Genomic DNA, 23,400 nt, shown 5'->3' with positions numbered 1-23,400 from the left:
GTGACTGGGGCGGCCCAGCCTTCACACCACCCTCACACCAGCACCGGCAGGCGGGCCGCTTCAGCCAGGCTGATCTTCAGCCGCTCGGCCTCCACCTCCACGGCGATGGTGGAGCCGGCCGGAAAGCTTCCGGCCAGGATCGCCTTGGCGATCGGGGTTTCCAGTTCCCGCTGGATGGCCCGCTTCAGCGGCCTGGCGCCGTAGACAGGGTCGTAGCCCACGGCCGCCAGCCAGTCGAGGGCTTCGGTGGAGAGCTGCAGCGAGAGCTTGCGCTCCTCCAGGCGCCTGGCCAACCGCTGCACCTGCAGATCGACGATCTGGCGCAACTCCTCGGCCTTGAGGCTGTGGAAGATGATCGATTCATCGAGGCGGTTGAGGAACTCGGGGCGGAAGTGGCTGCGCAGGGCCTCATTCACCCGCTTCTCCATCTCTCCATGGCGGGCGGGATCGCCGGCCAGATCCAGAATCGAGGCGCTGCCGATGTTGCTGGTGAGAATCAACACGGTGTTGGTGAAGTCCACCGTGCGTCCCTGACCATCGGTGACGCGGCCGTCGTCGAGCACCTGCAGCAGCACATTGAACACATCCGGGTGGGCCTTCTCCACCTCGTCAAACAGGATCACGGCATAGGGGCGGCGCCGCACCGCTTCGGTGAGCTGACCACCCTCTTCGTAGCCCACGTAGCCCGGAGGAGCTCCGATCAGGCGGCTGACGGCATGCTTCTCCATGTACTCGCTCATGTCGATGCGCACCATCGCCTCTTCCGAATCGAAGAGCTGCGAAGCGAGCGCCTTGGACAGCTCCGTTTTGCCGACGCCGGTGGGACCGAGGAACAGGAAGCTGGCGATCGGCCGGTTCGGATCACTCAGGCCGGCCCTAGAACGCTGAATCGCATCGGCCACGGCCGTGACGGCCTGCTGCTGGCCAATCACACGGGTGTGCAGATCCTGCTCAAGGTTGAGCAGCTTCTCCATCTCGCTCTGCACCAGCTTGGCCACCGGAATGCCGGTCCACTTGGCGATCACCTCAGCGATGTCGTCTTCGGTGACCTCCTCCCGCAGCAGCGTTTTCTCCCCATCACCGGCGTTGAGCACGGCCTCCTTGGCGGCCAGCTTCTTGTTGAGTTCGGCCAGGGTGCCGTATTCGAGTTCGGCGGCCTTGTTGAGGTCGTAGTTGCGCTTGGCCTGCTCAACCTGCAGCTGCACCTGCTCGATCTCCTCCTTGATGGCACCGAGTTCATCGATCGAGCCCTTCTCCGCCTGCCACTGAGCATTGAGGGCGCTCTGCTGTTCACTCAGATCCGCCAGCTCCTTTTCAAGCCGCTCCAGCCGATCCTTGCTGGCCGGATCGGATTCACGGCCGAGCGAGAGCTTCTCCATCTCCAGCTGCAGGATGCGGCGATCGAGTTCATCGATCTCCTCAGGCTTGGAGGTGATCTCCATCTTGAGGCGAGCAGCGGATTCATCCACCAGGTCGATGGCCTTGTCCGGCAGGAAACGATCGGCGATGTAACGACTCGACAGCACGGCGGCGGCCACCAGGGCGTTGTCGGCGATGCGAACGCCATGGTGCACTTCGTAGCGTTCCTTCAGGCCCCGCAGGATCGAGATCGTGTCCTCCACCGTGGGCTGATCCACGAACACCTGCTGGAAGCGGCGCTCCAGGGCCGGGTCTTTCTCAATGTGCTGGCGGTGTTCATCCAGCGTGGTGGCACCGATGCAGCGCAGTTCGCCCCGGGCCAGCATCGGCTTGAGCAGATTGCTGGCATCCATGGCGCCGCCGGTGGCCCCGGCTCCCACCACGGTGTGGATCTCGTCGATGAACAGCACGATCTGGCCCTCTGAGGCGGTCACCTCCTTGAGCACGGCCTTGAGCCGCTCCTCGAACTCGCCGCGGTACTTGGCGCCGGCAATCAGGGCACCCATGTCGAGGGAGACGAGCTGGCGGTTCTGCAGGGCCTGGGGAACGTCACCGTTGACGATGCGCTGGGCCAGACCCTCGACGATGGCGGTCTTGCCGACGCCGGGTTCACCGATCAGCACGGGATTGTTCTTGGTACGCCGCGACAGGATCTGGATCGTGCGGCGGATTTCCTCGTCGCGGCCGATCACCGGATCGAGCTTGCCCTCGCGGGCTGCGGCCGTGAGATCGCGGCCGTACTTCTCCAGAGACTCGTACGTGCCTTCGGGATTCTGGTCTGTCACTGTCTGGCTGCCGCGCACGGCTTCAATACTGGCCTTCAGCGTCTTGGCGTTGACGCCGCACTGGCTGAGCAGCTGCCGGCCGCAGCGATCATCCGCCACCAGGCCGAGCAGCAGATGTTCGATCGAGATGTAATGATCGCCGAATTCGGCCTTGGCCTGATCGGCACGGTCAAAGCAGACATTCAGGGCCTTGCCCAGGTACACACTCTCGGGGGCAGCCCCAAGGCTGGGCTGAGACACCAGAAAAGCCTCCACCTTCTGGCTGAGGGTTCCCACATCCACGCCGGCCTTCTCAAGGATCCGGCCGGCCAGTCCCTGCTGGCTCAGCAGGGCCGCGAACAGATGCTCGGTTTCCATCTGCTGCTGGCGCTTCTGCTGGGCCAGCTGCTGGGCCGCCACGACGGCGCCCCAGGCCTTCTCGGTGAACAGCTCAGCGGTGGGATGCATGGCGAAACCTTCCTGATCGGGTGCTTGAGAAAACCGTATGGGCAGACCACAGAGCCCAGGGAGAGGAGCACCGAACCGGATCGGTCGGTGCTCCCCCTTCAGGTTGGGCAGGCCGTAGCCAAATGGCGAAAGAACCGATCCGCGAGGGAGCCGTTGCCGCGTGGCACCGGCGGGGCAGACCATCGAATCCGCACATCCTTGGCTAGCTATGGATCAAGAGTGTGCGCACTCCGATTCCCCGTCGCTTTGCTCCCGCCATGGCTTGCCTGCCACGCCACTGTTTTGCCGGAACCCGCAGGGCTGGTGTCCTGGCCCTGGTGGCTGTTCTCAACCTCTCAGCGATCAGTGCCCAGGCCCGAGGTGGCGGCGGCGGTGGCCATGGAGGCTGGGGCGGAGGGGGCGGTTACCACTTCAGCGGCGGGGGAGAGGCCTGGCGTGGAGATGGCGACGCCTGGCGCGGTGGCTACCGGGGATACCACCCGATGTACGGCCCTGGTGCACGCCCGGGCTGGGACAGCATCGACGTGAACCGAAATCTGAACGTCGAGAACAATTTCTATAACCGCCCCTACAACGGCTGGCATTCCAACTGGGCCAATGGCGGTTACTGGAACAACCGACCCTGGAACCACGGCTGGTATGGCTGGCAACCCTCCACCTGGGGCTGGTGGGGAGCCAATGCAGCCGCCTGGGGGGTCGCCGGGCTGGCAACAGGAGCTGCCATCAACAGCCTGGTGAATACGGCCTCCCAAGAACAATCGCCGGTGATCGTGGTGCCCCAGACCAGCATCCAGCTCAACTACGGCTCCGTGGATCCGGTGGGCACCTACGGAGTGAGCTTCACCTACTCCATGGACGATGGCGCCACCTTGTTGGGAGCTGCCAACTGTCAGGCCGGGCTGTTGAACGGCCAGATTCCTGACACCGTCGACCAGGCGCAGCTGCTCAATACCGTCTGCCATGTGGCCTACGGCAGCGGCAGCTGAGAAGCGGCCTGCCGGTCGGAAACCTCAACGGGCAGCTGGCGCTATGGGGTTTCCTGATCCTGGAGGGGTCAGCTGGAAGGCGCCGCTGTCACGCGGGCACAGACGGGTCGGGCAGCCATTGGAGCCGTAAATGGCATCGGCCTGCGAGAGGCAGCCGCGGGCGTTCTTGGAGGCAACCTGACTGGGCCTGAGTCGCAGGGGTTGAAACAGGGACTGGCTCTTGGGAACCACCAGGGGGCAGGGCGGGTAGGCAGGCAGGCCCTGGACGGCGTAGGGCTGATTCTGGGCCAGGGCGAGTGCCGGCCGCAGCAGGGGCAGCAGCGCCGCCGCAACCAGCGAGCCCACCAGTCCTGAGCGAAGTCCCATCGTCCACATCAAGGGCCACTCTGGGCATGATGGGCCGGATTGGGGATCCTGTGGGGGTTGCTCTTCCAGGTCCGAGCCATTTGTGGCCGAGCCGACGCTGTCAGAAGCCACTCTGGCGACAACCAGCGTGTATGCAACGCAGCCATCGGCAACCAGCGTCTCTGAACTCATCGTTTCTGAACCCAACGTCTCCGCAACCACCATGTCTTCAACCCCTCCGCCCAAGCAGGACCTGGCAGAACCCACTCCCCCTGTCCCCGACGCGCAACTGGTGCAGGATCTGGTCGAGGCCTCGCGGGCTTTTGATGCCACGGCAGCCGATCCAGAGAGGAACTGCTGGATGGCCGTTCATCAACACGTGCATGGCGTGCTTCCCAGCGAATACGACATTCGCGAGGTACCCGAAGATCTTTATCTGGCGGTGCTCGCCTGCCGTCGCGCCGCCAGCTGAGCGGCCTGACTGGGCAACACCGGTGAGGAACCCCACAGGGATCCGATCGCCGAGACCCTGCTGGCTTCCAGGAAGCTGGCGGCATGATCAGCCGAACGCGCATCCTGCAGATCCGTGACCTGGATCTCGTATCCGCGCAAACGCGCCTTGCCCACCACTGAAGTCCAGCTCTGGCCCGCGGCAAAACAACCCCGCAGCTCCTCTCGAAGAGCGGGATCGCGTTCGGCATCGGCAACCAGCCGGATGAGTTGCTCTCGTGACATCGCCTGGATTCCCTGGCTGAAGTCAGGATGGCGGGCCGGTCGAACGGGTGCCAGCGATCGACATCAATGGCAATAGGCCATCAGGGATCGAGGATCGAGGGGCAAATTGGTCGGCAAGCAAAAAGGTGTGATCGAGGCAAATGATTGCCTGATCACACCAGAATGAAGCTTTTGAATGGCAAGAAGCCAGATGCAGATCAGGCCCAGCCTTTGGATGACATGTCTTCAACGTAGGCGGCCACATCAGCGATATCGGCTTCGCTCAGCTTGCCGAGGAAAGCCGGCATGGCGTTCTTGCCCTTGGTGACTTGAGCAGCAATGGCAGCCTCGTGACCGCTGCTGTAGTCAGCCAGGTAGGCCTCCAGGGCATCCTGCTTGAGAGTGCGCTCAGCATTCACCACATTGCCACCACCCATGTGGCAGGCAGCGCAGTTGGCGGAGAAGATCTGGCCACCGTGGGCCACGTCAGCGGCAAAACTTGGTGCTGCCCCCAGCACCAGCGCCAGGCACAGAGCGAGCAGTGAAAAAAGACGGCGCATCAAAGCACGTGCAACCAGACAAAACTAAGGGGCAGAGGTCGGCAATGTTGCAGCTGCAGGGCAGATCTGCAACATTTTCTTGTGCTTGCAGCCTGCTTCAGTCCATCCGGCCGCGGTGGGGAACGGCCGCGGTCTCCAGCACCGCCTCCAGGGTGGGGGCGAGGCTCACCCTGCCGAAGCGCTCCGGCGGACTCACCGGCTCATGCACGAAGTGGCGCTGTCGGATCGAGAAGCGATCCCAGGCATTCACCTCGATTCGCAGCAGGCGGATCAAGGCCTCGATCAGCCAGCCCTGCAGATCCACCCCGATCGAGGGCCACCAGCAGCGCCGCCAGCGGCAGAGGATCCGCACGGTGTCGTTGATCTGGATCGGTGCCTGACCCAGCACCAGGCGTCTCACCACACCTTGGCCAGGCTCGGGATTGGGCTCGTGGGGGTGGGTGGCCAGATGGGCGCAGACCGTGGCGATGTCGGCCGCATGGATGAAATGGAAGCTGGCATCGGTTCGCAGCCAGCGGGCCAGCCATAACCAGCCGATCGCCTCCTTGAGGCCCGCCGTGAGATAGCTGGTGGGATGGGGGTCGCCGGACGTGACCCTCCCCCCGAACACCAGCGTGGGGAAGACGGCCACGATCCGCTCAGCCAGGGGATGGCCCTCCAGCTGTTCGAGGCACTGGGCCTTGGTCTGGATGTATTCCGTGCCATAGGCCATGGCTTCCGGCAGGAGTTTCAGCTGTCGATCGAGGATGCTGGCGGTGGAGAAGTAGATCACCTGTTCCAGCCGCGCGGGATTCACCAGTTCCAGCAACCGCTTCACCGCCACCACATTCACCTGGCGGGCCCGCTCCGGATCCCCCCAGGCGGTTGCGGTGTGGATGACGCGGGTGGCGCTGGCGATGGCGTCGGCATGGGGATCCAGCTCACGAAGATCACCCATCAACAGCGTGATCCTGGGATCGTTGGGATCCACGACCTTCAGCTTGGAAGGATCGCGCAGCAGCAGCAACAGATCCGCATCGCTGTTGCGGTAGAGGGTTGCGGTGATGTACTGACCAACGCAGCCGCTGGCACCGGTGATCAGGATCCGAGCCCTGGACGGCACGCCGGGATCGGCGATGGCACGGCCGGCTTCGGTGGCCGTGGTGCTCAAACGGCCGCTCCGAGCAGCTCATGGACGGCCTTGCCGGTCTCGAAGAACACACGGGCGTTCTCCTCGGGAGTGCCGGGCAGGATGCCATGGCCAAGGTTGAGGATGTGTTTGCGGCCCTTGGCCTTGCGCACGGTGTCGAGGATGCGCTCGCGGATCGCCTCCGGGGTGCCGAAAAGCAGGCCGGGGTCGACATTGCCCTGAACGCCGAGGTGCTGGGGCAGCCGGGCACAGCCATCGGCCATGTCCACGGTCCAGTCCAGCGACACGATGTCGACACCGGTGCGGCCCATCCGCTCCAACACACCGGCACTGCCGGAGATGTAGAGAATCAAGGGAGTGTCGGGGTGGGTGGCTTTCACCTGATCGATCACCCGCTTCTGGTAGGGAGCCGCGAAGACGTCGTAATCGATCGGGCTGAGCTGACCGGCCCAGGAGTCGAACAGCTGCACCACCTGGGCTCCCGAGTCGATCTGGTAGCGCACGTAAGCGGCGATCGAATCCGCCAGGTGGCCCAGCAACTGGTGCAGGAGCGCAGGCTCCCGGAAGGCCATCGCCTTGATCACGGAATAGGTCTTGGAGCTCTTGCCCTCCACTGCGTAGGCCGCCAGGGTCCAGGGCGCGCCGACAAAACCGAGAACGGTGGCCGCGTTGCCCACATCCTGGCGAAGGCGAGACAGCACCTCACCAACAAAAGGGAGGGCCTTGGCGGGATCCAGGGGACGCAGCGCATCCACCTGGGCCTGGGAGCGAATGGCGGGCTCGATGATCGGCCCCTTGCTCTCGATGATGTCGAAGTCGATCCCCATGCCAGGCAGGGGCGTGAGGATGTCGGAGAACAGGATCACGCCATCGGGCTGGAAGGCGTGAAACGGCTGCATCGAGATCTCGTAGGAGAGATCCGGGTTCTCGGAGCGCTCGCGGAAGCCGGGATGACGATCGCGCAGATCGCGGTAGACCTTCATGTAACGGCCTGCCTGGCGCATCATCCACACCGGCGGACGCTCCACCTGCTCACCTCGGGCGGCGCGCAGCAGCAGGGGGAGGGTGTCGGCCATGGGGGTCGTCAGGGCAGGGGAATCGCGATCGGAAACCTAGCCGAGAGCCTCGGCGGAGGGCTCATGCCCAGGGGGCGCCACGACCGACTTGACGGTCACTCCAGAGCTGAGAGGTTGAAATAAAGTGTATCAATAGCCGAGCTAGCTATACTCTACTGGAAGATTCTTCGTGGTAATGCTATGTCAGAAGCCAGGGCAATTGAGGCGGAATCTCCTGGATGATTGAACCGTCAATAGTCAGGTTCCAGCAGTCCAGAAATCTCTAAATGTAGCCATCAAGCACTGCTGCTCACACTTCTGCAATCAATCGACAAGGACTGCCGCCAGGATTCAGTCACTGGGGGTCAGCGTTCGATCTTGCGGAGAAAAATCTCCCCTGCAGAAGCCCGTCCTGACGGACAGGTCTTGCCTGCGAATCTGGGGATAGTCTAAGAGCCGTCTCAGTGGATTCTGCTCTCTCCGACCCGAAATTCACTCAGGCAAATTCATTCCAGGGCTGACCCTGGATTCTGGAAGCAGCCAGACAGCTGGGTATGCAGATCTCTTCTGTGGAGACTCAGGCTTCCTCTGTCGCTTCAGCGGCTGAAGAGATCTGACTGCGGGCCTCATCGCGGCGAAGAATCAGCACACTCAAGGGCGGCAGGCAGAGATCCAGCGCCTGGTCGTAGCCGTGGATACTCCAGGGATCAGTGAATTTTCCTCCGAGGTTGCCAAGATTGCTGCCGCCGTAGCGAGCACTGTCGCTGTTGAACACTTCGGCGTAGAAGCCCTCGATCGGGACTCCCACCCGGTAGTGGGAGTGGCTCTGGGGCGTGAAGTTCGCCACCACCAGCAGCCAGCCACCACCGGTGCTGTCGCGGCGCATGAAGCTGATCACCGAATGGCGGTTGTCGTTGCAATCGATCCATTGGAAGCCGTACTCATTGAAATCATCGCGCCAGAGTGCTGGTTCCGCCTTGTAAAAGGCATTGAGATCATCCACCAACCGCTGCAGGCCCAGGTGCGACTCGTACTGGAGCAGGTCCCATTGCAGATCTCCCCAGACATTCCATTCAGCCCGCTGGCCGAACTCCATGCCCATGAAGATTGTCTTCTTGCCCGGGTGGGTCCACATGTAGGTCAGAAGGGCCCGAACATTGGCAAACTTCTGCCAGTCATCGCCGGGCATCTTGTGGAGCAGGTTGCTCTTGCCATGCACCACTTCATCGTGGCTGAGGGCGAGCATGAAATTCTCGGTATAGGTATACCAGATTGAAAACGTGATGTTGTTCTGATGGAACTGCCGGAACCATGGATCGAGCTCGAAATAATCGAGCATGTCGTGCATCCAGCCCATGTTCCACTTCAGGTTGAAGCCAAGGCCACCGATGCTGGTGGGCTGGGTCACCATCGGCCAGGTGGTGGATTCCTCCGCGATCGACAGAGCACCTGGGAAGTGCTGGAACAAGACATAGTTCGCCTGCTGCAGGAAGCGCACAGCTTCGAGGTTCTCACGTCCGCCATTCTCATTCGCCAGCCACTCTCCATCCGGGCGCAGATAGTCGCGATAGAGCATCGAGGCGACCGCATCCACACGGATGCCATCGATGTGGAACTGATCAAACCAGTACACCAGATTCGCCACCAGGAAGTTGCGAACCTCATTGCGGCTGTAGTTGAAGATCAGCGTGCCCCACTCCTTGTGCTCGCCGATGCGCGGATCGGCGTGCTCGTAGAGGTGCGCGCCATCAAAAAAGGCCAGGCCATGGCCGTCCTTGGGAAAGTGGCCGGGAACCCAGTCGAGAATCACACCGATGCCCTCGGCGTGGCAGCGGTCCACGAAGGCGCGGAACTCATCAGGGCTGCCGAAGCGGCTGGTGGGCGCATACCAGCCGGTCACCTGATAACCCCAGGAGCCATCGAAGGGATGCTCGGAGATCGGCATCAGTTCAATGTGGGTGAAGCCGCGGGCCTTCACGTAGGGGATCACCCGATCGGCCAGCTCCGGGTAGGTGAGCAGCCGGGCACCCGGTTTGAGATCGGCCGCAGCCACCGGCTCCCTCACCGAGCCGTCAGGTTCCACATAGGGCTGATCGGCGCTGGCGTGCATCCAGCTGCCCAGATGCATCTCGTAGACCGAGATCGGCTGATCGAGTGGGTTGGCCGCATCCCGCCGAGCCATCCAGTCGGCATCGCTCCAGGCGAAGCTGGCCAGCCCTGCGATCCGTGAACTGGTGTTGGGCCTCACCTCGTGCTGGAAGCCGTAGGGATCGGCCTTCTGGTAGCAGTGGCCCGCCTGGGTACGGATCTCGTACTTGTAGAGCTCGCCGCGGCGCAGACCCGGTACAAACAATTCCCAGCAGCCGCCCAGCCGCGATTGCATCGGATGATGGCGACCGTCCCAGCTGTTGAAGTCGCCCAGGATCGCCACACTGCGGGCGTTGGGCGCCCAGAGGCAGAACTGCACGCCGGCGACGCCATCCCGCTCGCCGGGGTGGGCCCCCATGCGATGCCAGATGTGGTGGTGGTTGCCTTCCGCGAAGAGATGGCGGTCCATCTCACCCATCCATTCCTGGCGGAACGCCCAGGGATCGTGCTGAACGTGCTCGATGCCGCCCCGTTGCACCCGCACCTGATAGGTGCAGCCGGGATCCCCCTCGACCTCGGCCTCAAACAGCCAGGGATGGTTCGGGGTCGCCATCGCCAGGCTGCGGCCGTTGCACAGGAGTTCGACCTGATCGGCCTCAGGCATCCAGATCCGCACCACCCAGCCGCCATCCGGCAGGGGCTGGGGCCCAAGAACCGCAAGGGGGTGATCGTGCCTGCACTCCGCTAGCCGTTGCCCGTCTTCAACCATCCAATCGAGGCAGACCAGGGCCATATCCATTGACGTGCTGGGCCGGAGCTTAAGCCGCTTTGCCGGGGCCAAGCGGCGGCTGGGCCCCGCTGTTGAGGATCAGAAGGCGTCGAGGGGGAAATCGACCCCGATCACCTGGCCCTGCAGGTTGAGAATCACGAAGAGGTTGTCGGTGAGCCGCCCGAACTGGGTGGTGACCAACACCAGCTGCTGCGCCTCATCCCGGCCGGCGAAAACGCTGCCCCGCACCCGCTGGAACGGACCGGTGAGCTTCTGCAGACCCTGCCAGCGCTCCTGCAAGGCGGCCGGCAGCATCTCCTCCTGCATGGCGGCGGACATCAGGCTGCGGGCCGTCAGCACCCGCCCAGCGGCCAGATCCTCAATGAATTTCACGGCGGTGTCCTCGACGGGGATCTGGCTGCGATCGAGCTCCCAGCCGAGAATCTTGCCCTCCCCATCCAGAATGAGCGTGAGGGGCCGGGTGCCACGGGGGGTGACCAGTTCCGCCTCCACCGTGCCGTCATCGGCGCCGAGCACCAGGGATTCGATCCGGGTGCTGCGCACGCCACCCAGCGAGGCGAGGCGCTCCTGCATAGCGGCAGGGGTTGTGAAGCGTCGCACGGGCTCAGCCAGATAGCCATAGAGAGCCCTGGCATCGCTTTGCTGGATGGCGAGCAGGATCCTCTCGGCGGCCTTGCGCAGCTTCTGCTTGGTCTGCTTGCGTTGGGGGCTTGCGACTTCAGCCACCAGGGTGGGGGCTCCATCCCCGTTCCCCTCCAGCGAGCCGAGGCCCGCAACAACCGGTCGAGCACCGAGACAGAGCGGAGTGACCACGCCACCCAGCAGCAGCAATGACAAGGGCAGAGCAGGACGGCGGTGAAGCACGGCAGGGGGTGCGCGGTGGCGACAGTTTGGCCGAAACCGGGATGGTCGAAGCACGTTGCCCTAATCCAGCCCCTCTGATGCCAAGGAACGCAGGCGCAACCGGGCGCCCGGAAGCCTGAACTGAAGAGTGATCACCCGATGGCGGTGGGTCACCGGCCCGGGCGCAACATCCGGGTCTCCCGAGTTCACTCCGATCTGCGGCCAGGAGGAAGCCCCCAGGGACAGGCGCAGGCGCTCGCCGGGCCGCAGCGCCAGCAGCACCGGCTGAAACAGGAGGATGCGGGGCTGGGGCAGGCCTGAGAGGTTGTTCCGGCAGCGGAGAACCCCGGTGCTCCATTGCCGCACCCCCATGCCATCCGCAGCCACCACGGAGAGGGCACCGCAGAGGTCGTAGCTGGCTTGATCAGCAGCCACGTCGATGCAGAGCTCGGGCTGGCCGAACAGCTCCAGGGGCTCGGCCAGGGGGGGCGTGCTGAAGCAGGCCACATCGCTGCGGGCGTCCAGATCAGCCCGGTCGACCGGACCGGCATCCAGGCCCAGATGGCCGCCCCGGCCAGGCAGTGGCCTCCAGGGATCGTGCACCAGGGTCAGGGTGCATGCACCGGCACCATCCGCAGGCCCCTCAGTGCTGACCCCGGGGATGAGTTGGCCTTCGTCGACGCGGACGGCCGCCAGCCCCTGACTTCGGAGCCACCAGGCGTCGGCAGAGGGAGCGGCAGGATCTGGGGATCGCCAGGCACCGTCTCCCAGGCGCTCGAGCAGCAGCGGCGGGGGCAAGGGTCCCGGGGGGCTCATCGAGACCTCCGATGCCTTCAGGTGCCGATCGAAGAAGGCCAGCTGCAGGGCATCGAGCCCGCCGTGCCAGTTCAGATGAGACCAGGCACCGATGCGCAGCCACGGATCACCCCCCGCCGCCTGGGACCGCCGCCACAGATCCAGCACGCCGCGAAGATGGGGGTCGTACCAACCGCCGATCAGCAGCATCGGTCGGCGTAGCAGCTCCAGGGGCGCTTGATGGCAGGTCCAGCCCGCCGAGATGGCAGGTTCACGGCCTAACCAGGTCAGACCCATTCCCAAGGGGTCGTGGCGCTCAAGCAGGTTCACACCCTCCTGCAGAAATGTGCCGGTTTCGAGGCTGCGCCGGATCTCCAGCCAGCCCTCACCGTCAGAACGACGGGCACAGCCCTGGGCCGCCAGCTGCAGGGCCCAGCCCAACCCCAGGGCCCACCAGTGCGCCCCCCCCTCACTGGCCCAGTGGCAGCGTTCATCAAGACCGCAATGGGCCGGTGCAAGGGCATCGGGGAAGTCCTGCGGGACGCTCCCGTCCGAGAGCACCTGGGTGAGCCCCTGATAGGAGAAGCCGTACGTCCCCACCCGTCCATTGGCGTGGTCCAGGTGGCGAGCCCAGCGCACACAGTCAGCACCATCGGAAGCCTCCTGGGCGAAGCCTCTGAACTGGCCACCGGACTCCCCTCGTCCGCGCACATCGACCACTACCACCTGATACCCCTGAGCGGCATACCAGGCGGGATGGGCGTAGGTCACCGTTGAGGCGATCGCCCGGCCGTAGGGCTGACGCATCAACAGAACAGGCCAGAAACCGGATGCCCGCGGCCGCCAACGCCGGGCTGCCAGGCTCACCCCGTCGCGACACAGGAGGCGGAGGTCCTCCTGGGCCACTGCCAGTGGTGCGGAGGTCAGCGAACCTCAGGGCAGTGAAGCCCGATCACGTAGGTGGTGAGCACCTCGGCATCGACGGGGGTGAGACCCCGCTGCTGCGCGATGCGACTCACCGCCTGCGGGGAGGTGGCTGACATGCCCTGGCTGTTGAACTGCCGCAACTGAGCACAGATGCTCTGCGCCAGGGCAGGGTTCTGCTTCACCGATTCAAGGAGGGGCGAAGCAGCCAAGCCAGCGCTACCGAGGGGGTAGGTGGCAAAACCGAAAAGGAGAGCCCCGGCGCCAGTCAACAAACGATGCAAGGCGGGGCGTGAGGAGTTCAGGAGTTTGGAGCGGTTCGGCATGGTGCCACCCATCGGGGGCTGCATCCATTCCAGTCAGGGGGAACCGGCATCGGGTCGGTACGGGTGTCAGTTCCGGGAGCGACCGAGGCCTTCCCGGGCGGCGGCGATCCACTGCCGCAGTGTGGATAGTTCCAACGCCGGAACCGCCATGCCGGTGAGGCTGCGCTGCAGGCGGCCCATCTGCACCCACAGGCGCTGGGGATCGGCCTGGGCAAGGCCGCGACGGTCCGCAATGCCGGCGTAGAGCAGCAGCGCCGCCTCTGAAGGGTGAAGGCCCACCTCGCAGACCAGTCGCGCCTGGGCACGAAGCTTGATCAGTTGCTTCTCGCTGGCGCCACCGCCGCTGCCGAGATCCCGCAGGGCACGATCGTCCAGCCCGGCCAGTTGTTCCCAGGCCACGATGCCGGCCTGCTCCAGCCGACGCTGCTCGCGATGACAGTGGCGGGGCAGGGGCAGCAAGCGATCAGCCTGCCAGCACGACCGAACCATCCCGCAGGCTGCGGGTGGCCTCACCCAGCACCACCGGACGGCTCAGGCCGGGCGCCACCGTTTCGAGTCGGCGCAGCCTGACCCGCACAAACCCATCCACGGAATTGCGGCCGCTGCCCCGCAGGTTGCTGGCCACCTGCTCCAGGGTCGGGGCCACAGCGGCCGGGTCGAGATTGGCGGGCGCCGCAGCGATCACCAGATCACCGCCGTTGTCGAACACCACGGGCACGGGCACCGCCCCCTCGATCGACACCCGCGGGCTGTAGCTCACGGCAAAGGCCAGGCAGGAGAGCGACAGCAGGGCGGTGAAGCTGGTGATCCCCACCAGACGGAAGCGAATCCCCCAGGTGGCCAGGAAGCCGATCCCGGTGAGAAGGGCCAGGCCGCCGCTGGCGGCGCCGAGCCACTGGCCCGCCGTGAACAGGATTGGATCGGCAGGCATGGGGGCTGGTCAAGCGGCAGATGACTTTTATATTGCGCCCGTCGAAGACACGGGCAGACCCAGGGGCATGGCGGGCTTGCCGGATTCATCACCATCGGCGGCCAGCTGGTACCGGACGACGACACCCCTCTCCTGCCGGCTGCCCTGGCTGCTCGGCCTTGGCGCTGCCGCGGGTCTGGCCTGGTTTGGGGCTGACCACCTGGCCCGCACCGTCTTCGACCACTGGAAACCACGGCTGGAGCGACAGCTGAGCCAGGTGCTGGGCCATCCGCTGCAGCTCGGGCCTTACCAGGGAATCGGCCTCTCGGGGCTGCAGGTGGGACCCTCGAGCCTGGGGCCAGGTGCCCAGGACCGCTCCGAGGCCAGGGTGGCGGGCCTGGGTGTGGCTCTCGACCCGTTTGCGAGCCTGCAACGCTGGACTCCGGTGCTGGATCTGCAGGTGCGCGGTGCCGAAGCCGATCTGCGCCGCAATGCACGCGGTCAGTACTGGGTCCTGGGTAGCCCGACTCGCAACCAGAAGCCACCATCACTGGAGCTGCGGATCAACCTTGCTGATCCGGCACAGCTGCGGATCGCCCCTGCCGGTGTCGACCTGCGCCTCGGCGGCAGGGTCGGCCTGATGCTCCAGGAGCGTCGGATCGATCTGAGCGGCCGTCTGCAGCCGGCCGAAGGTCCTGGGCTGGTGGCGATCGAGGCGGGGGGGCGCTGGGATCGCCAGCGCTGGCAGGCACAGCTCAACCTCCAGCGCCTGCCGGTGAACCTCCTGCAGCGGTTCACGCCCCTGCAGGGCCACACCACCGGGCAGCTGGACGGCCGCCTGGTCCTGGCCCTGAGCCAGGGACGGCCCAGCTGCCGCGGAGCCGTCAGTCTCAAGCAGCTGCGCTGGCGACCCCCTGGGGCGAGCCCCGGCAGCACCACCGGAACGGGAAAACGAGCCGCAACCGATATCAGCAGCCCCACCGCAGACCTGCGCTGCGAAGGCGACAGCCTGGTGCTGGAGCGGAGCATCTGGGGATTGGGAGGCTGGAGCGGCAGCCTGGCCGGTCGGGCCCACCTGCCCCGCCAGCAGGTCAGCCTCAGCTTCAAGGCCCAACCACCACGTCGGGCTCGGGGCAGCCGCACCGCAGCGGCCTTGCCGGCCTTGCCGGCCTTGCAGGGAACGGCGGCCGGCCGCTGGAGCCGTCAGGGCCTGGCGGTCTCCTCTCTGCAGGTGAAGGGCGGTCGCTCCCAGCTGTCGGCCTCCGGCAGGGTGGGGCCGCTGCTGGCGTTGAACGGAACCTGGCGGCTGGATCCCAGCGACCTGCCACTGCCACCCAGCGCCCCCTCCTGGCTGACCGAGCAGACGCTGGCGGGCAGTCTCCAGCTGAGCGGGACTGCGGCGGCACCGGCGTTGGCGGTGCAGGTGCCCCGGCTCACCAATCCCCTCACGGGAGACCTACGGGCTTCTCTGGTGTGGCGTAAGGGGTTGCTGCGGCTGGATGACCTCAGGGGTCCCTACCTGCAGGCCAGCGGTCAGCTGCCGTTACAGCCCTCCCATGAAGGCGGTCTGCGCACCGGGCCGCTGGAAGCTCAGCTGCAGCTCACAGCCTTTCCCCTGCAGAGGCTGGATACCCTCGTCGGCACAAGCCTGCGGGGTGAGCTCAGCGCCTCCGGCCGGATCCACGGCCCGCTGCAGGATCTCAGCCCCGACCTCGACCTCGAGCTGGCTGGCCCCGGTGCCGGTCCCCTCAGCCTGAGCGAGACCTGGCAGGGCCAGCTCAAGGGCACCGGTGCAGGCGCCAGTGCCCTGCAGATGCAGGCCAGCACAGCCAGCGGCGGCAGCCTCAAGGCCGGCCTGGACCGTTCCTGGATGCCGGTGGCCCTCGAACTGACGCGAGGTGGTGGAACGCTCACTCTGACGGGCCGTCCAAGCGCCTACCGCTGGCAGGCCAGCGCCTTCCCTCTTCAGGGCCTGACCCTGGCCTTGGGCCCCCGCAAGCACCCCCAGCCATTGCAGGGCGAGCTCAGCGGTGACGGCAACCTGGCGTTGCAACCACTGGCCTTCGGCGGCTGGGTGACCCTCGCCCAACCGGTCTTCCTTGGTGTGCGGGCCCAGGAGCTGCAGGCCGGATTGCGCTATGCCGACCGGCGCTACCGGCTCACGGCTGATCTGGAACCCCTGGCAGGCGGCTCCATCGCCGCCACCCTCACCGGCCGATGGCAGGGTGCCTACCGGGCCCAGCTGGAGGGACGGGGCCTCACCACCGATCTGTTCCGTCAGCTGGCCCAGGCCCTCCCTCTCTGGCGTGGTGAGGAAGGTCCTCCCCAGGGCAATGCCGCCGACCTCGGCGATCTGGTGATCGATCAGCTGGGGGGCAGCCTGCAGGACCAGCTCATCGCCCTGCAGCGCGCCCGTGAGCGACTGAACCTTGAAGCTGCAAACTCTGCCCCCGAAGACCTGCGCGAGCGCCTTGCCGCCACCCAGGCGCTGGTCGACACGGACCTCACCCTCAGCGGACCGAACCTGGCCCAGACCCACGTGGATCTGAGCGCCAAAGGCCATCTCTGGCTGCGGGGCACCGCTGAGGACCAGGCCCTGGCCCTGGACCCGTTTGTGGTGAGTCTGCAGGGGCCCATCCGCCATGGCGAGGGCAGCTTTGATCTGGCCAGCCTGCCGCTCAGCCTGCTGGCCTTGCTCACCCCCGTCCCCGGAAGCCTGCAGGGATCGCTCTCGGCTAAAGGACGGTATCGGCTGGGCAACGGCCAGCCGGAGCTTGAGGCCGAGCTGGCCCTGCATCAGGGGCACCTGGGCGAAGCCGATCTTCAGCTGGAGCGGGGCAGCGTTCTGCTCAAGGATGGTTTCCTCGACACCGACCTGGCCCTGCGTGCTGCCGGAGCCACGAGCGCCGTCGATTTCACCGGCCGCATCCCACTGGATCCTCAGGCACAGGGTCTGGAGGTGCGCCTGGCCAGTCGCGGCGATGGCCTGCGCTTCCTCACGACCCTGGCCGGGTCGTCGCTCGACTGGAAAAAAGGTAGTGCCGACATGCAGCTGCTGGTGCGGGGCAGCCTGGCCGATCCGATCGCCAACGGCTTCCTGAGGCTGCGCGAGGGCGAACTGCGCTTCATCGGCCAGACGGTGACGGCCCTCGAGGCCACGATGCTGTTCGACTTCCAGGAGCTCCTGCTGCAGGAACTCACGGCCCGGGTGGGCGAGAAGGGTCAGGTCGAGGGCAAGGGAAAACTCGGTCTGGTAAGGCCGGTGTCACCTGAACCCAGCCTCACCCTCACCCTGAAGCATGTGCCTTTCAAGCTGCAGCGGATCGACGCCTTCAGCGACGGTCAACTGGCCTTTGGCGGCAGCCTGCGGGCTCCACTGCTGGGCGGAAATCTGGCGATCCGACAGGGAAGCGTCAATGTCCAGCCGGGCCAGGTGGCTGCCGGCGGTGATGGAGCGGGGGCAAACCAATCAAGCGATGGAGGCGAATCCGACGCCAGCAAGCCAGCCGCAGGAGCCAACCCGGATGTCAATGAACTGCTGCAGCGCAACTGGGCCTTTGACCAGCCGCTGGTGCTGCTGGGCCCGGAGGTGGACAGCAGCACCAGCGACGCCCTACGCAAGGCGATACCGAATTTTCCCTACCTGCGATTCAGGGATCTGACCCTGCGGCTCGGTCCTGATCTCAAGGTGACCGTGCCGAACGTGGCCAGCTTCAGCACCGGTGGCTCCCTGCGGCTGAACGGACCGCTGGATCCGAGCCTTCAGGCCGCCGGCGTGGTGCGGCTGCTGGGCGGTCGGCTCAACCTGTTCACCACCAGCTTCAACCTCGACCCCGATGCCCCCAACGTGGCGGTGTTCACGCCGTCGTTGGGACTGCTGCCCTACCTGGACATCGCGTTGCGCACCCGGGTCTCCGAAAATCTCTCCAGCAACCTGGGCGCCAACACCGGTTCAGGGCTGAGCCTGGCGGAACTGGAGGCCCAGGGAGGCTTCAGCTCCTTCAACCAGCTCAAGCTGGTGCGGATCACCGTGAGTGTCAGCGGGCCGGCCGATCGCATTGCCGAGAACCTTCGGCTCACCAGTGATCCACCCCTGCCGGAGGAGCGGTTGGTGGCCCTGATCGGCGGCAACTCCCTGGCGGGGCTGAGCGGCGGCAATGCCGGTGCCGCCCTGGCCACGGCCCTGGGGCAATCGTTGCTCTCGCCTCTGCTCGGTTCACTCAGCGATGCCTTCGGGCAGCGGGTCAGCTTCGCCCTTTACCCCACCTACGTGAGCCCGGTGGTGTCCCAGGCCGAGGAACTGCGCTCTCGCCAACTGCCGCCGCAACTGGTGCTGGGCTCGGAAATCGGCCTCGACATCACCGAGCGCTTCAATGCCGCGGTGCTGGTGGCACCGAACCGCTCCGACATCCCTCCACAGGTGACCCTGAACTACAAGGCCTCCGAGAACATCAACCTGCAGGGGTCGTTCGACACCCAAGGGGCCTGGCAGACTCAGATGCAGCTGTTCTTCCGTTTCTGACTCAGTTGTTGAAGGTGGCGCGGCAGGATCAGCCGGCCCTGCCATGGCGGCGATGGCCCAACTGATCGGGATCGACGTCGGCGGAACCGCGATCAAGCTCGGCCGCTTCGACCAGGACGGCCACTGCCTGGCGGAAGCGGAGGTGGCCACGCCCCAGCCGGCCATGCCCGGTGCCGTGACCATGGCGATCGCCGAAGCTGTGGAGACCATCGACCCGCAGCGGCTGGCGCCATGGGTGGGCATCGGCCACCCGGGCCCCAGCGACCAGGCGGGTCGTGTGGCGCGCATCGCGATCAACCTGCCCGGCTGGCAGGACGTCCCTCTGGCCACCTGGCTGGAACCGATGCTGGAGCGTCGGATCACTCTGGCCAACGATGCCAACTGTGCAGCCCTGGGTGAATTGCGCTTCGGCGCGGCACGCGGCTGCCGTGACGTGGTGCTGCTCACTCTGGGAACGGGGGTTGGAGGGGCGGTGATCCTGCAGGGCAACCTGTTTCTCGGCCATCGTGGCGCCGCTGCCGAACCGGGTCTGATCTGTCTCGATCCGGATGGACCGGAGTGCAACAGCGGCAACCGCGGCTCCCTGGAACAGCACTGCAGCATCAGCGGTCTGCAGCGGCTCAGCCCCCTCTCACCCCAGGAGCTCTGCCAAAGGGCCGATGGTGGAGATGCTGCCGCGATCGAGGTCTGGAGTGCCTATGGACGGCTGCTGGGGGTGGGGATCACCTCACTTCTGTACCTGTTCACGCCGGAGCGGGTGCTGATCGGCGGCGGCCTCAGCGGCGCCTGCCACCATTTCCTCCCAGCCGTGTGGGAGGAAGTGACGCGGCGGGTGCTGCCGGTGAGCCGCGAGGGCCTGGACATCCGCCCCTGCGAGCTCGGCAATGGCGCCGGCCGGCTGGGGGCCGCCCTGCTGGCCCTTGAACGCCTCAGCGCTGGGGAGAGCGGCACAACTCTGATCGGCGCAGCGGAAGTCGACACGATGGAGGTCGACGGAGCGGCGGCTGACGGCTTGGGATGATGAATGGATGAGCCCGTCCATCCCCGATCCGAGCCCGGAACTGCTGCGACGCGCCGCCGCCGTTCGCCGGGCCGCCACCGCCCTGAGCCAGCTCAACGACGACGCCCGCCGCCAGGCGTTGCACGCCATGGCCGACGCCCTCGAAGCCGAGGCCGACCGGATTGTGGCGGCCAACCAGGAGGATCTCGAGGCCGCCGCGACCGACGGACTGGCCCCGGCCCTGGTGGCACGGCTCAAGCTGGATGCCGCCAAACTCGCCGGCGCGATCGCCGGAGTTCGGCAGGTGGCGGACCTGAGCGATCCCATCGGCCGACGCCAACTTCACACCGAGCTGGATCAGGGCCTGGTGCTGGAGCGTGTGAGCGTGCCCCTGGGCGTGGTGGGGGTGATCTTCGAGGCCAGGCCCGATGCGGTGATGCAGATTGCCGCGCTGGCGATCCGCTCTGGCAACGGCGCCATCCTCAAGGGCGGTCGTGAAGCCAGCCGCAGCTGCCAGGCCATCCTCAACGCCCTGCAGCAGGGCCTGGCCAACAGTGCCGTGTCTCCGGACGTGCTGGACCTGCTCACCACCCGTCAGGAAAGCCTGGCCCTGCTCAAGCTCGATGGGCTGGTGGATCTGATCATCCCGCGCGGATCCAATGCCCTGGTGCGTTTCATCCAGGACAACACCCGCATCCCCGTGCTCGGGCATGCCGATGGCATCTGTCACCTCTACGTGGATGCCGCAGCCGATCCGGCCCAGGCGCTGAGGGTGGCCCTGGACAGCAAAACCCAGTACCCGGCGGCCTGCAACGCAATGGAAACGCTGCTGGTTCATGAAGCGATCGCCCCCACCTTCCTGCCACAGGCGATCGATACCTTCGCCGCCGCCGGTGTCGAGCTGCGGGGTGATCCGGCCGCATGCCGATTCGGCATCACACTGGAGGCAACGGAGGACGACTGGCGCACCGAGTACTCCGATCTGGTGCTGAGTGTGAAGCTGGTGCCGGATCTGGAGGCTGCCCTGGAGCACATCCGCCAGTACGGATCGCGCCACACCGATGCGATCTGCACCACCGATCCCGTCGCGGCTGATCGGTTTCTGGCGGCGGTGGACAGCGCCGGGGTGTATCTCAACTGCTCCACCCGCTTCGCCGATGGCTTCCGCTATGGCTTCGGAGCGGAAGTGGGCATCAGCACCCAGACCCTGCCACCCCGGGGCCCGGTGGGGCTGGAGGGGCTGGTGACCTACCGCTACCGCCTGCGGGGCGACGGTCATATCGCCTCCGACTACAGCAGTGGCATGCGTCACTTCCTGCATCATCCCCTGCCCCTCTGAACAGCCCCGCATGCTCATCCATGTGCGCGATCTACGGCTCTGGGCCCACGTGGGTGTGCTGGATGAGGAGCGGCAACTGGGCCAGTGGTTCACGGTGTCGTTCAGCCTCGACGCCGGTCTGAACGCCGCCAGCCAGAGTGATCAACTTGACGACACCCTCGACTACAGCCTGGCGATCCGTGCCCTGCAGCAGCAGGCGAACCAGCTCTGCTGCCTCACGATCGAGCACTACGCCAGCCGCATGCTGGATCGGCTTGAACAGATCTATGGGCCCGTGCCGATGCGGCTGGAACTCTGCAAGTGCCAGGCACCGGTTCCGGGATTCACAGGACACGTGGCCGTGGAGCTGACGCGCAACTGGCCGGCCACGGACCTGCGATGAGCCCGCCTCTGGTGCTGGTGCATGGGCTGTGGGACACACCGCGCCTGTTTCGCCACCTCGAGGCCGCCCTGGCCGGTGGCCGAAGCGAGCGGCTCGTGCCTCATCTCCCCCATCGCTGCGGGCACACCTCCCTGACGGTGCTCGCTGAACGGCTTGGCGAACGGATCGAGGCCACCTATGGCGCCGATCTCCCCATCGATCTGCTCGGCTTTTCGATGGGCGGTGTGATTGCCCGCCTCTGGCTGCAAGGGCTGGGTGGGTATCGGCGCACACGCCGCTTCTTCAGCCTCGGCAGCCCCCAGCAGGGCAGCCTGCTGGCCCTGCCCTGGCCCCAGGCGCTGATGCCGGGCCTGGCGCAAATGAAGCCCGGCAGCCCGCTGTTGCGTCAACTCAATGACGATATCTCGACGCTCAAGGCTGTGGAATGCCACAGCCTTTTCTGCCGCTGGGACCTGATGGTGGTACCCGGCTGGACAGCCGTGCTGCCGGTGGGAACGCGCCAGGAGCTTCCGGTCTGGACGCACCGGCAGCTGCTCACCGATCCCGCCGCCCTGACTCCTCTGACAGCCTTGCTGCTGCAGGAGTAAGGCAGCTCAGGCCGTCACCAGGCCCGAATGACGAATCAGGGCATCGGTGCTGGGAGCACGGCCACGGAAGGCCGCAAAGATCTCCGCCGGCGAGCGGCTGCCCCCCAGGCTGAGCACGGTGTCGCGGAAGCGGCGACCGGTGGCCACCACCGCCTCGTCCCGATCCAGGCCCACCTCCTCAAAGGCACTGAAGGCATCGGCGCTGAGCACCTCGGCCCACTTGTAGGAGTAGTAGCCGGCCGCATACCCCCCCGCGAAGATGTGGGAGAAGGCGCAGAGAAAGGCGTCGTCGTCGATCGGAGCCAGGACTGTGGTGGTCCTGGCGATGGCCCGTCGCATCTGGTCTGGGGTGAGGCCACAGCTGGGCGTCCAGCTGCTGTGCAGGCGCAGGTCGGTGAGGGCGAAGTGCACCTGCCGCAGCGTGGCGCTGCCGCCCATGAACGTGCGCGCCGCCAGGAGCTTGCGGTAGTCGGCCTCGGGCAGGGGCTCGCCGCTCTGCCAGTGGCGGGCCATACCCATCAAGGTGGCGCGGTCATAGCACCAGTTCTCCATGAACTGGCTGGGGAGCTCCACCGCGTCCCACTCGACGTTGTTGATGCCGGCCGCCTGGGGCCGCTCCACGGTGGTGAGCATGTGCTGCAGGCCGTGGCCGAATTCGTGGAAGAGGGTTTCCACCTCCTCGAAGGTCATCAGGCTGGGCACCTCCCCGACCGGTGGGCTCTGGTTGCAGATCAGATAGGCCACGGGCAGCACGGGCTGGCCCGCCTCACTGCGGCTGCGGCCGAGGCAGTCATCCATCCAGGCGCCACCGCGCTTGCTGCCGGGGCGGCTGAAGGGATCCAGATAGAAGAAGGCCAGCGGCTCCCCACTGGCGGCATCCCGCACCCGGAAAAAGCGCACGTCCGGGTGCCAGAGCGGCGCCTCACCATCGGCCACCTCGATCCGGATGGCAAACAGGCGCTGGCAGAGGTCAAACAGTCCCTGGAGCACCTGCTCAAGGGGAAACCAGGGCCTCAGGGCCTCACTGTCGAGATCAAAGGCCTCGCGGCGCAGCACCTCCGCCCAGAAGCTCACATCCCAGGGCTGCAGATCGCTGGCCTCCGGGGCGTCGTGGCGGCCGGCGCAGGCCGCCAGCTCCTTCAGCTCGGCCTCGGCCACCGGGTAGGCCGCAACGCGCAGCTCCTCCAGCAGACGCTCGACCGCCTCGACGGAGTCGGCCATCTTGGCGGCCAGGCTCACCTCGGCCCAGTTGGCAAACCCGAGCCGCTCCGCCTGCTCGCGCTTGAGGGTGAGGATGCGCTCGATCAGCGGGGCATTGTTGAGCTCGCCACCGGAGGCGCGGCTCACCTGGGCGCGGTAGACCCGCTCCCGCAGATCACGGCGCCGGCTGTACTTGAGGAAGGGAAAGGCGCGCGGCGCATCGAGCCCCAGGCGCCAGGGGCCCTCGGCCGCCG

The 23,400-nt window shown here is 66.1% G+C and carries 20 protein-coding genes; 7 read left to right on the top strand and 13 right to left on the bottom strand.

The genetic code is table 11. The features are described from left to right. Positions 1–32 precede the first annotated feature (32 nt). Positions 33–2,651 (bottom strand): ATP-dependent chaperone ClpB, encoded by a 2,619-nt coding sequence (gene clpB / locus VB716_RS02495; protein ID WP_323269630.1) that lies wholly within the window; start codon positions 2,649–2,651, stop codon positions 33–35. 257 nt (positions 2,652–2,908) lie between these two features. Here clpB and VB716_RS02490 point away from each other — a divergent pair, with 257 nt between their 5' ends. Further along, on the top strand, positions 2,909–3,637 hold the full coding sequence (locus VB716_RS02490; protein ID WP_323269629.1) for a hypothetical protein: 729 nt from the start codon (positions 2,909–2,911) through the stop codon (positions 3,635–3,637). Positions 3,638–3,661: 24 nt separating this feature from the next. Here the strand turns inward: VB716_RS02490 and VB716_RS02485 are convergent, their stop codons facing one another. Next, entirely contained in the window at positions 3,662–3,982 is a 321-nt protein-coding gene (locus VB716_RS02485) for a hypothetical protein (protein WP_197155236.1), read from the bottom strand. Between the two features lie 223 nt (positions 3,983–4,205). On the opposite strand from VB716_RS02485, the gene VB716_RS02480 reads away from it, so the two are divergent. After that, entirely contained in the window at positions 4,206–4,454 is a 249-nt protein-coding gene (locus tag VB716_RS02480; protein ID WP_231598312.1) for a hypothetical protein, read from the top strand. Here the strand turns inward: VB716_RS02480 and VB716_RS17410 are convergent. The 10 genes from VB716_RS17410 to VB716_RS02435 form a co-directional block, all read right to left on the bottom strand. Continuing rightward, positions 4,415–4,717 carry a Nif11-like leader peptide family natural product precursor gene (locus VB716_RS17410; RefSeq protein WP_197155234.1) on the bottom strand — a complete coding sequence of 101 codons (303 nt, stop codon included), beginning with the start codon at positions 4,715–4,717 and terminating at the stop codon, positions 4,415–4,417. The two genes, VB716_RS02480 and VB716_RS17410, sit on opposite strands and share 40 nt — an antisense overlap. Positions 4,718–4,914: 197 nt before the next feature. After that, entirely contained in the window at positions 4,915–5,256 is a 342-nt protein-coding gene (locus VB716_RS02475; RefSeq protein ID WP_197155226.1) for a c-type cytochrome, read from the bottom strand. A gap of 97 nt (positions 5,257–5,353) precedes the next feature. After that, a complete protein-coding gene (locus VB716_RS02470; protein WP_416238072.1) occupies positions 5,354–6,406 on the bottom strand; it encodes an NAD-dependent epimerase/dehydratase family protein in 1,053 nt (350 codons plus the stop codon). Next, positions 6,403–7,461 (bottom strand): uroporphyrinogen decarboxylase, encoded by a 1,059-nt coding sequence (hemE, locus tag VB716_RS02465; protein WP_323269627.1) that lies wholly within the window; start codon positions 7,459–7,461, stop codon positions 6,403–6,405. Before hemE ends, VB716_RS02470 begins: the two co-directional genes overlap by 4 nt. A gap of 556 nt (positions 7,462–8,017) precedes the next feature. Then, entirely contained in the window at positions 8,018–10,321 is a 2,304-nt protein-coding gene (gene glgB / locus VB716_RS02460; RefSeq protein WP_416223829.1) for a 1,4-alpha-glucan branching protein GlgB, read from the bottom strand. Between the two features lie 75 nt (positions 10,322–10,396). Continuing rightward, positions 10,397–11,182 (bottom strand): DUF3887 domain-containing protein, encoded by a 786-nt coding sequence (locus tag VB716_RS02455; protein WP_322756997.1) that lies wholly within the window; start codon positions 11,180–11,182, stop codon positions 10,397–10,399. Between the two features lie 60 nt (positions 11,183–11,242). Beyond that, entirely contained in the window at positions 11,243–12,823 is a 1,581-nt protein-coding gene (locus tag VB716_RS02450; protein ID WP_323269626.1) for a CocE/NonD family hydrolase, read from the bottom strand. A 56-nt stretch (positions 12,824–12,879) separates the two neighbouring features. Continuing rightward, on the bottom strand, positions 12,880–13,065 hold the full coding sequence (locus tag VB716_RS02445) for a hypothetical protein (RefSeq protein ID WP_322756999.1): 186 nt from the start codon (positions 13,063–13,065) through the stop codon (positions 12,880–12,882). A gap of 207 nt (positions 13,066–13,272) precedes the next feature. Beyond that, positions 13,273–13,665, bottom strand: a complete 393-nt coding sequence (locus VB716_RS02440) for a DUF4332 domain-containing protein (protein ID WP_231605251.1) — start codon at positions 13,663–13,665, stop codon at positions 13,273–13,275. A gap of 4 nt (positions 13,666–13,669) precedes the next feature. Next, positions 13,670–14,137, bottom strand: a complete 468-nt coding sequence (locus VB716_RS02435) for a Ycf51 family protein (RefSeq protein WP_323269625.1) — start codon at positions 14,135–14,137, stop codon at positions 13,670–13,672. Positions 14,138–14,204: 67 nt separating this feature from the next. Between VB716_RS02435 and VB716_RS02430 the strand changes: the two genes are divergently transcribed. The 5 genes from VB716_RS02430 to VB716_RS02410 are packed head-to-tail and all read left to right on the top strand — an operon-like array spanning position 14,205 to position 21,946. Beyond that, the gene (locus VB716_RS02430) at positions 14,205–18,638 is read left to right on the top strand and encodes a translocation/assembly module TamB domain-containing protein (protein ID WP_323269624.1); all 4,434 of its coding nucleotides are present in this window, start codon (positions 14,205–14,207) and stop codon (positions 18,636–18,638) included. A 52-nt stretch (positions 18,639–18,690) separates the two neighbouring features. Continuing rightward, positions 18,691–19,659, top strand: a complete 969-nt coding sequence (locus VB716_RS02425; protein WP_416223830.1) for an ROK family protein — start codon at positions 18,691–18,693, stop codon at positions 19,657–19,659. A 7-nt stretch (positions 19,660–19,666) separates the two neighbouring features. Further along, positions 19,667–20,977, top strand: coding sequence for a glutamate-5-semialdehyde dehydrogenase (locus VB716_RS02420; RefSeq protein ID WP_322757002.1), 1,311 nt, complete (start codon positions 19,667–19,669; stop codon positions 20,975–20,977). A 10-nt stretch (positions 20,978–20,987) separates the two neighbouring features. After that, positions 20,988–21,359 carry a dihydroneopterin aldolase gene (gene folB, locus VB716_RS02415; protein WP_322757003.1) on the top strand — a complete coding sequence of 124 codons (372 nt, stop codon included), beginning with the start codon at positions 20,988–20,990 and terminating at the stop codon, positions 21,357–21,359. Next, positions 21,356–21,946: an esterase/lipase family protein gene (locus tag VB716_RS02410; RefSeq protein WP_322757004.1), complete on the top strand. Its 591-nt coding sequence runs from the start codon at positions 21,356–21,358 to the stop codon at positions 21,944–21,946. Before folB ends, VB716_RS02410 begins: the two co-directional genes overlap by 4 nt. Positions 21,947–21,952: 6 nt before the next feature. Here the strand turns inward: VB716_RS02410 and VB716_RS02405 are convergent. Next, positions 21,953–23,400: M3 family metallopeptidase (locus VB716_RS02405; RefSeq protein ID WP_323269623.1), on the bottom strand; the 1,448-nt coding region annotated here is incomplete at its 5' end.

Origin of the sequence: Synechococcus sp. CCY9201 (assembly GCF_034931105.1) — a bacterium.
Classification (GTDB): Bacteria; Cyanobacteriota; Cyanobacteriia; order PCC-6307; family Cyanobiaceae; genus CBW1002.
This window is presented reverse-complemented; position numbering and strand designations above follow the sequence as displayed.

Coding starts and splice junctions, on each gene's coding strand:
- clpB (WP_323269630.1), bottom strand. CDS start 2,651: ATGCATCCCACCGCTGAGCTGTTCACCGAGAAGGCCTGGGGCGCCGTC.
- VB716_RS02490 (WP_323269629.1), top strand. CDS start 2,909: ATGGCTTGCCTGCCACGCCACTGTTTTGCCGGAACCCGCAGGGCTGGT.
- VB716_RS02480 (WP_231598312.1), top strand. CDS start 4,206: ATGTCTTCAACCCCTCCGCCCAAGCAGGACCTGGCAGAACCCACTCCC.
- VB716_RS17410 (WP_197155234.1), bottom strand. CDS start 4,717: ATGTCACGAGAGCAACTCATCCGGCTGGTTGCCGATGCCGAACGCGAT.
- VB716_RS02475 (WP_197155226.1), bottom strand. CDS start 5,256: ATGCGCCGTCTTTTTTCACTGCTCGCTCTGTGCCTGGCGCTGGTGCTG.
- hemE (WP_323269627.1), bottom strand. CDS start 7,461: ATGGCCGACACCCTCCCCCTGCTGCTGCGCGCCGCCCGAGGTGAGCAG.
- glgB (WP_416223829.1), bottom strand. CDS start 10,321: ATGGCCCTGGTCTGCCTCGATTGGATGGTTGAAGACGGGCAACGGCTA.
- VB716_RS02435 (WP_323269625.1), bottom strand. CDS start 14,137: ATGCCTGCCGATCCAATCCTGTTCACGGCGGGCCAGTGGCTCGGCGCC.
- VB716_RS02430 (WP_323269624.1), top strand. CDS start 14,205: ATGGCGGGCTTGCCGGATTCATCACCATCGGCGGCCAGCTGGTACCGG.
- VB716_RS02425 (WP_416223830.1), top strand. CDS start 18,691: ATGGCCCAACTGATCGGGATCGACGTCGGCGGAACCGCGATCAAGCTC.
- VB716_RS02420 (WP_322757002.1), top strand. CDS start 19,667: ATGAGCCCGTCCATCCCCGATCCGAGCCCGGAACTGCTGCGACGCGCC.
- folB (WP_322757003.1), top strand. CDS start 20,988: ATGCTCATCCATGTGCGCGATCTACGGCTCTGGGCCCACGTGGGTGTG.
- VB716_RS02410 (WP_322757004.1), top strand. CDS start 21,356: ATGAGCCCGCCTCTGGTGCTGGTGCATGGGCTGTGGGACACACCGCGC.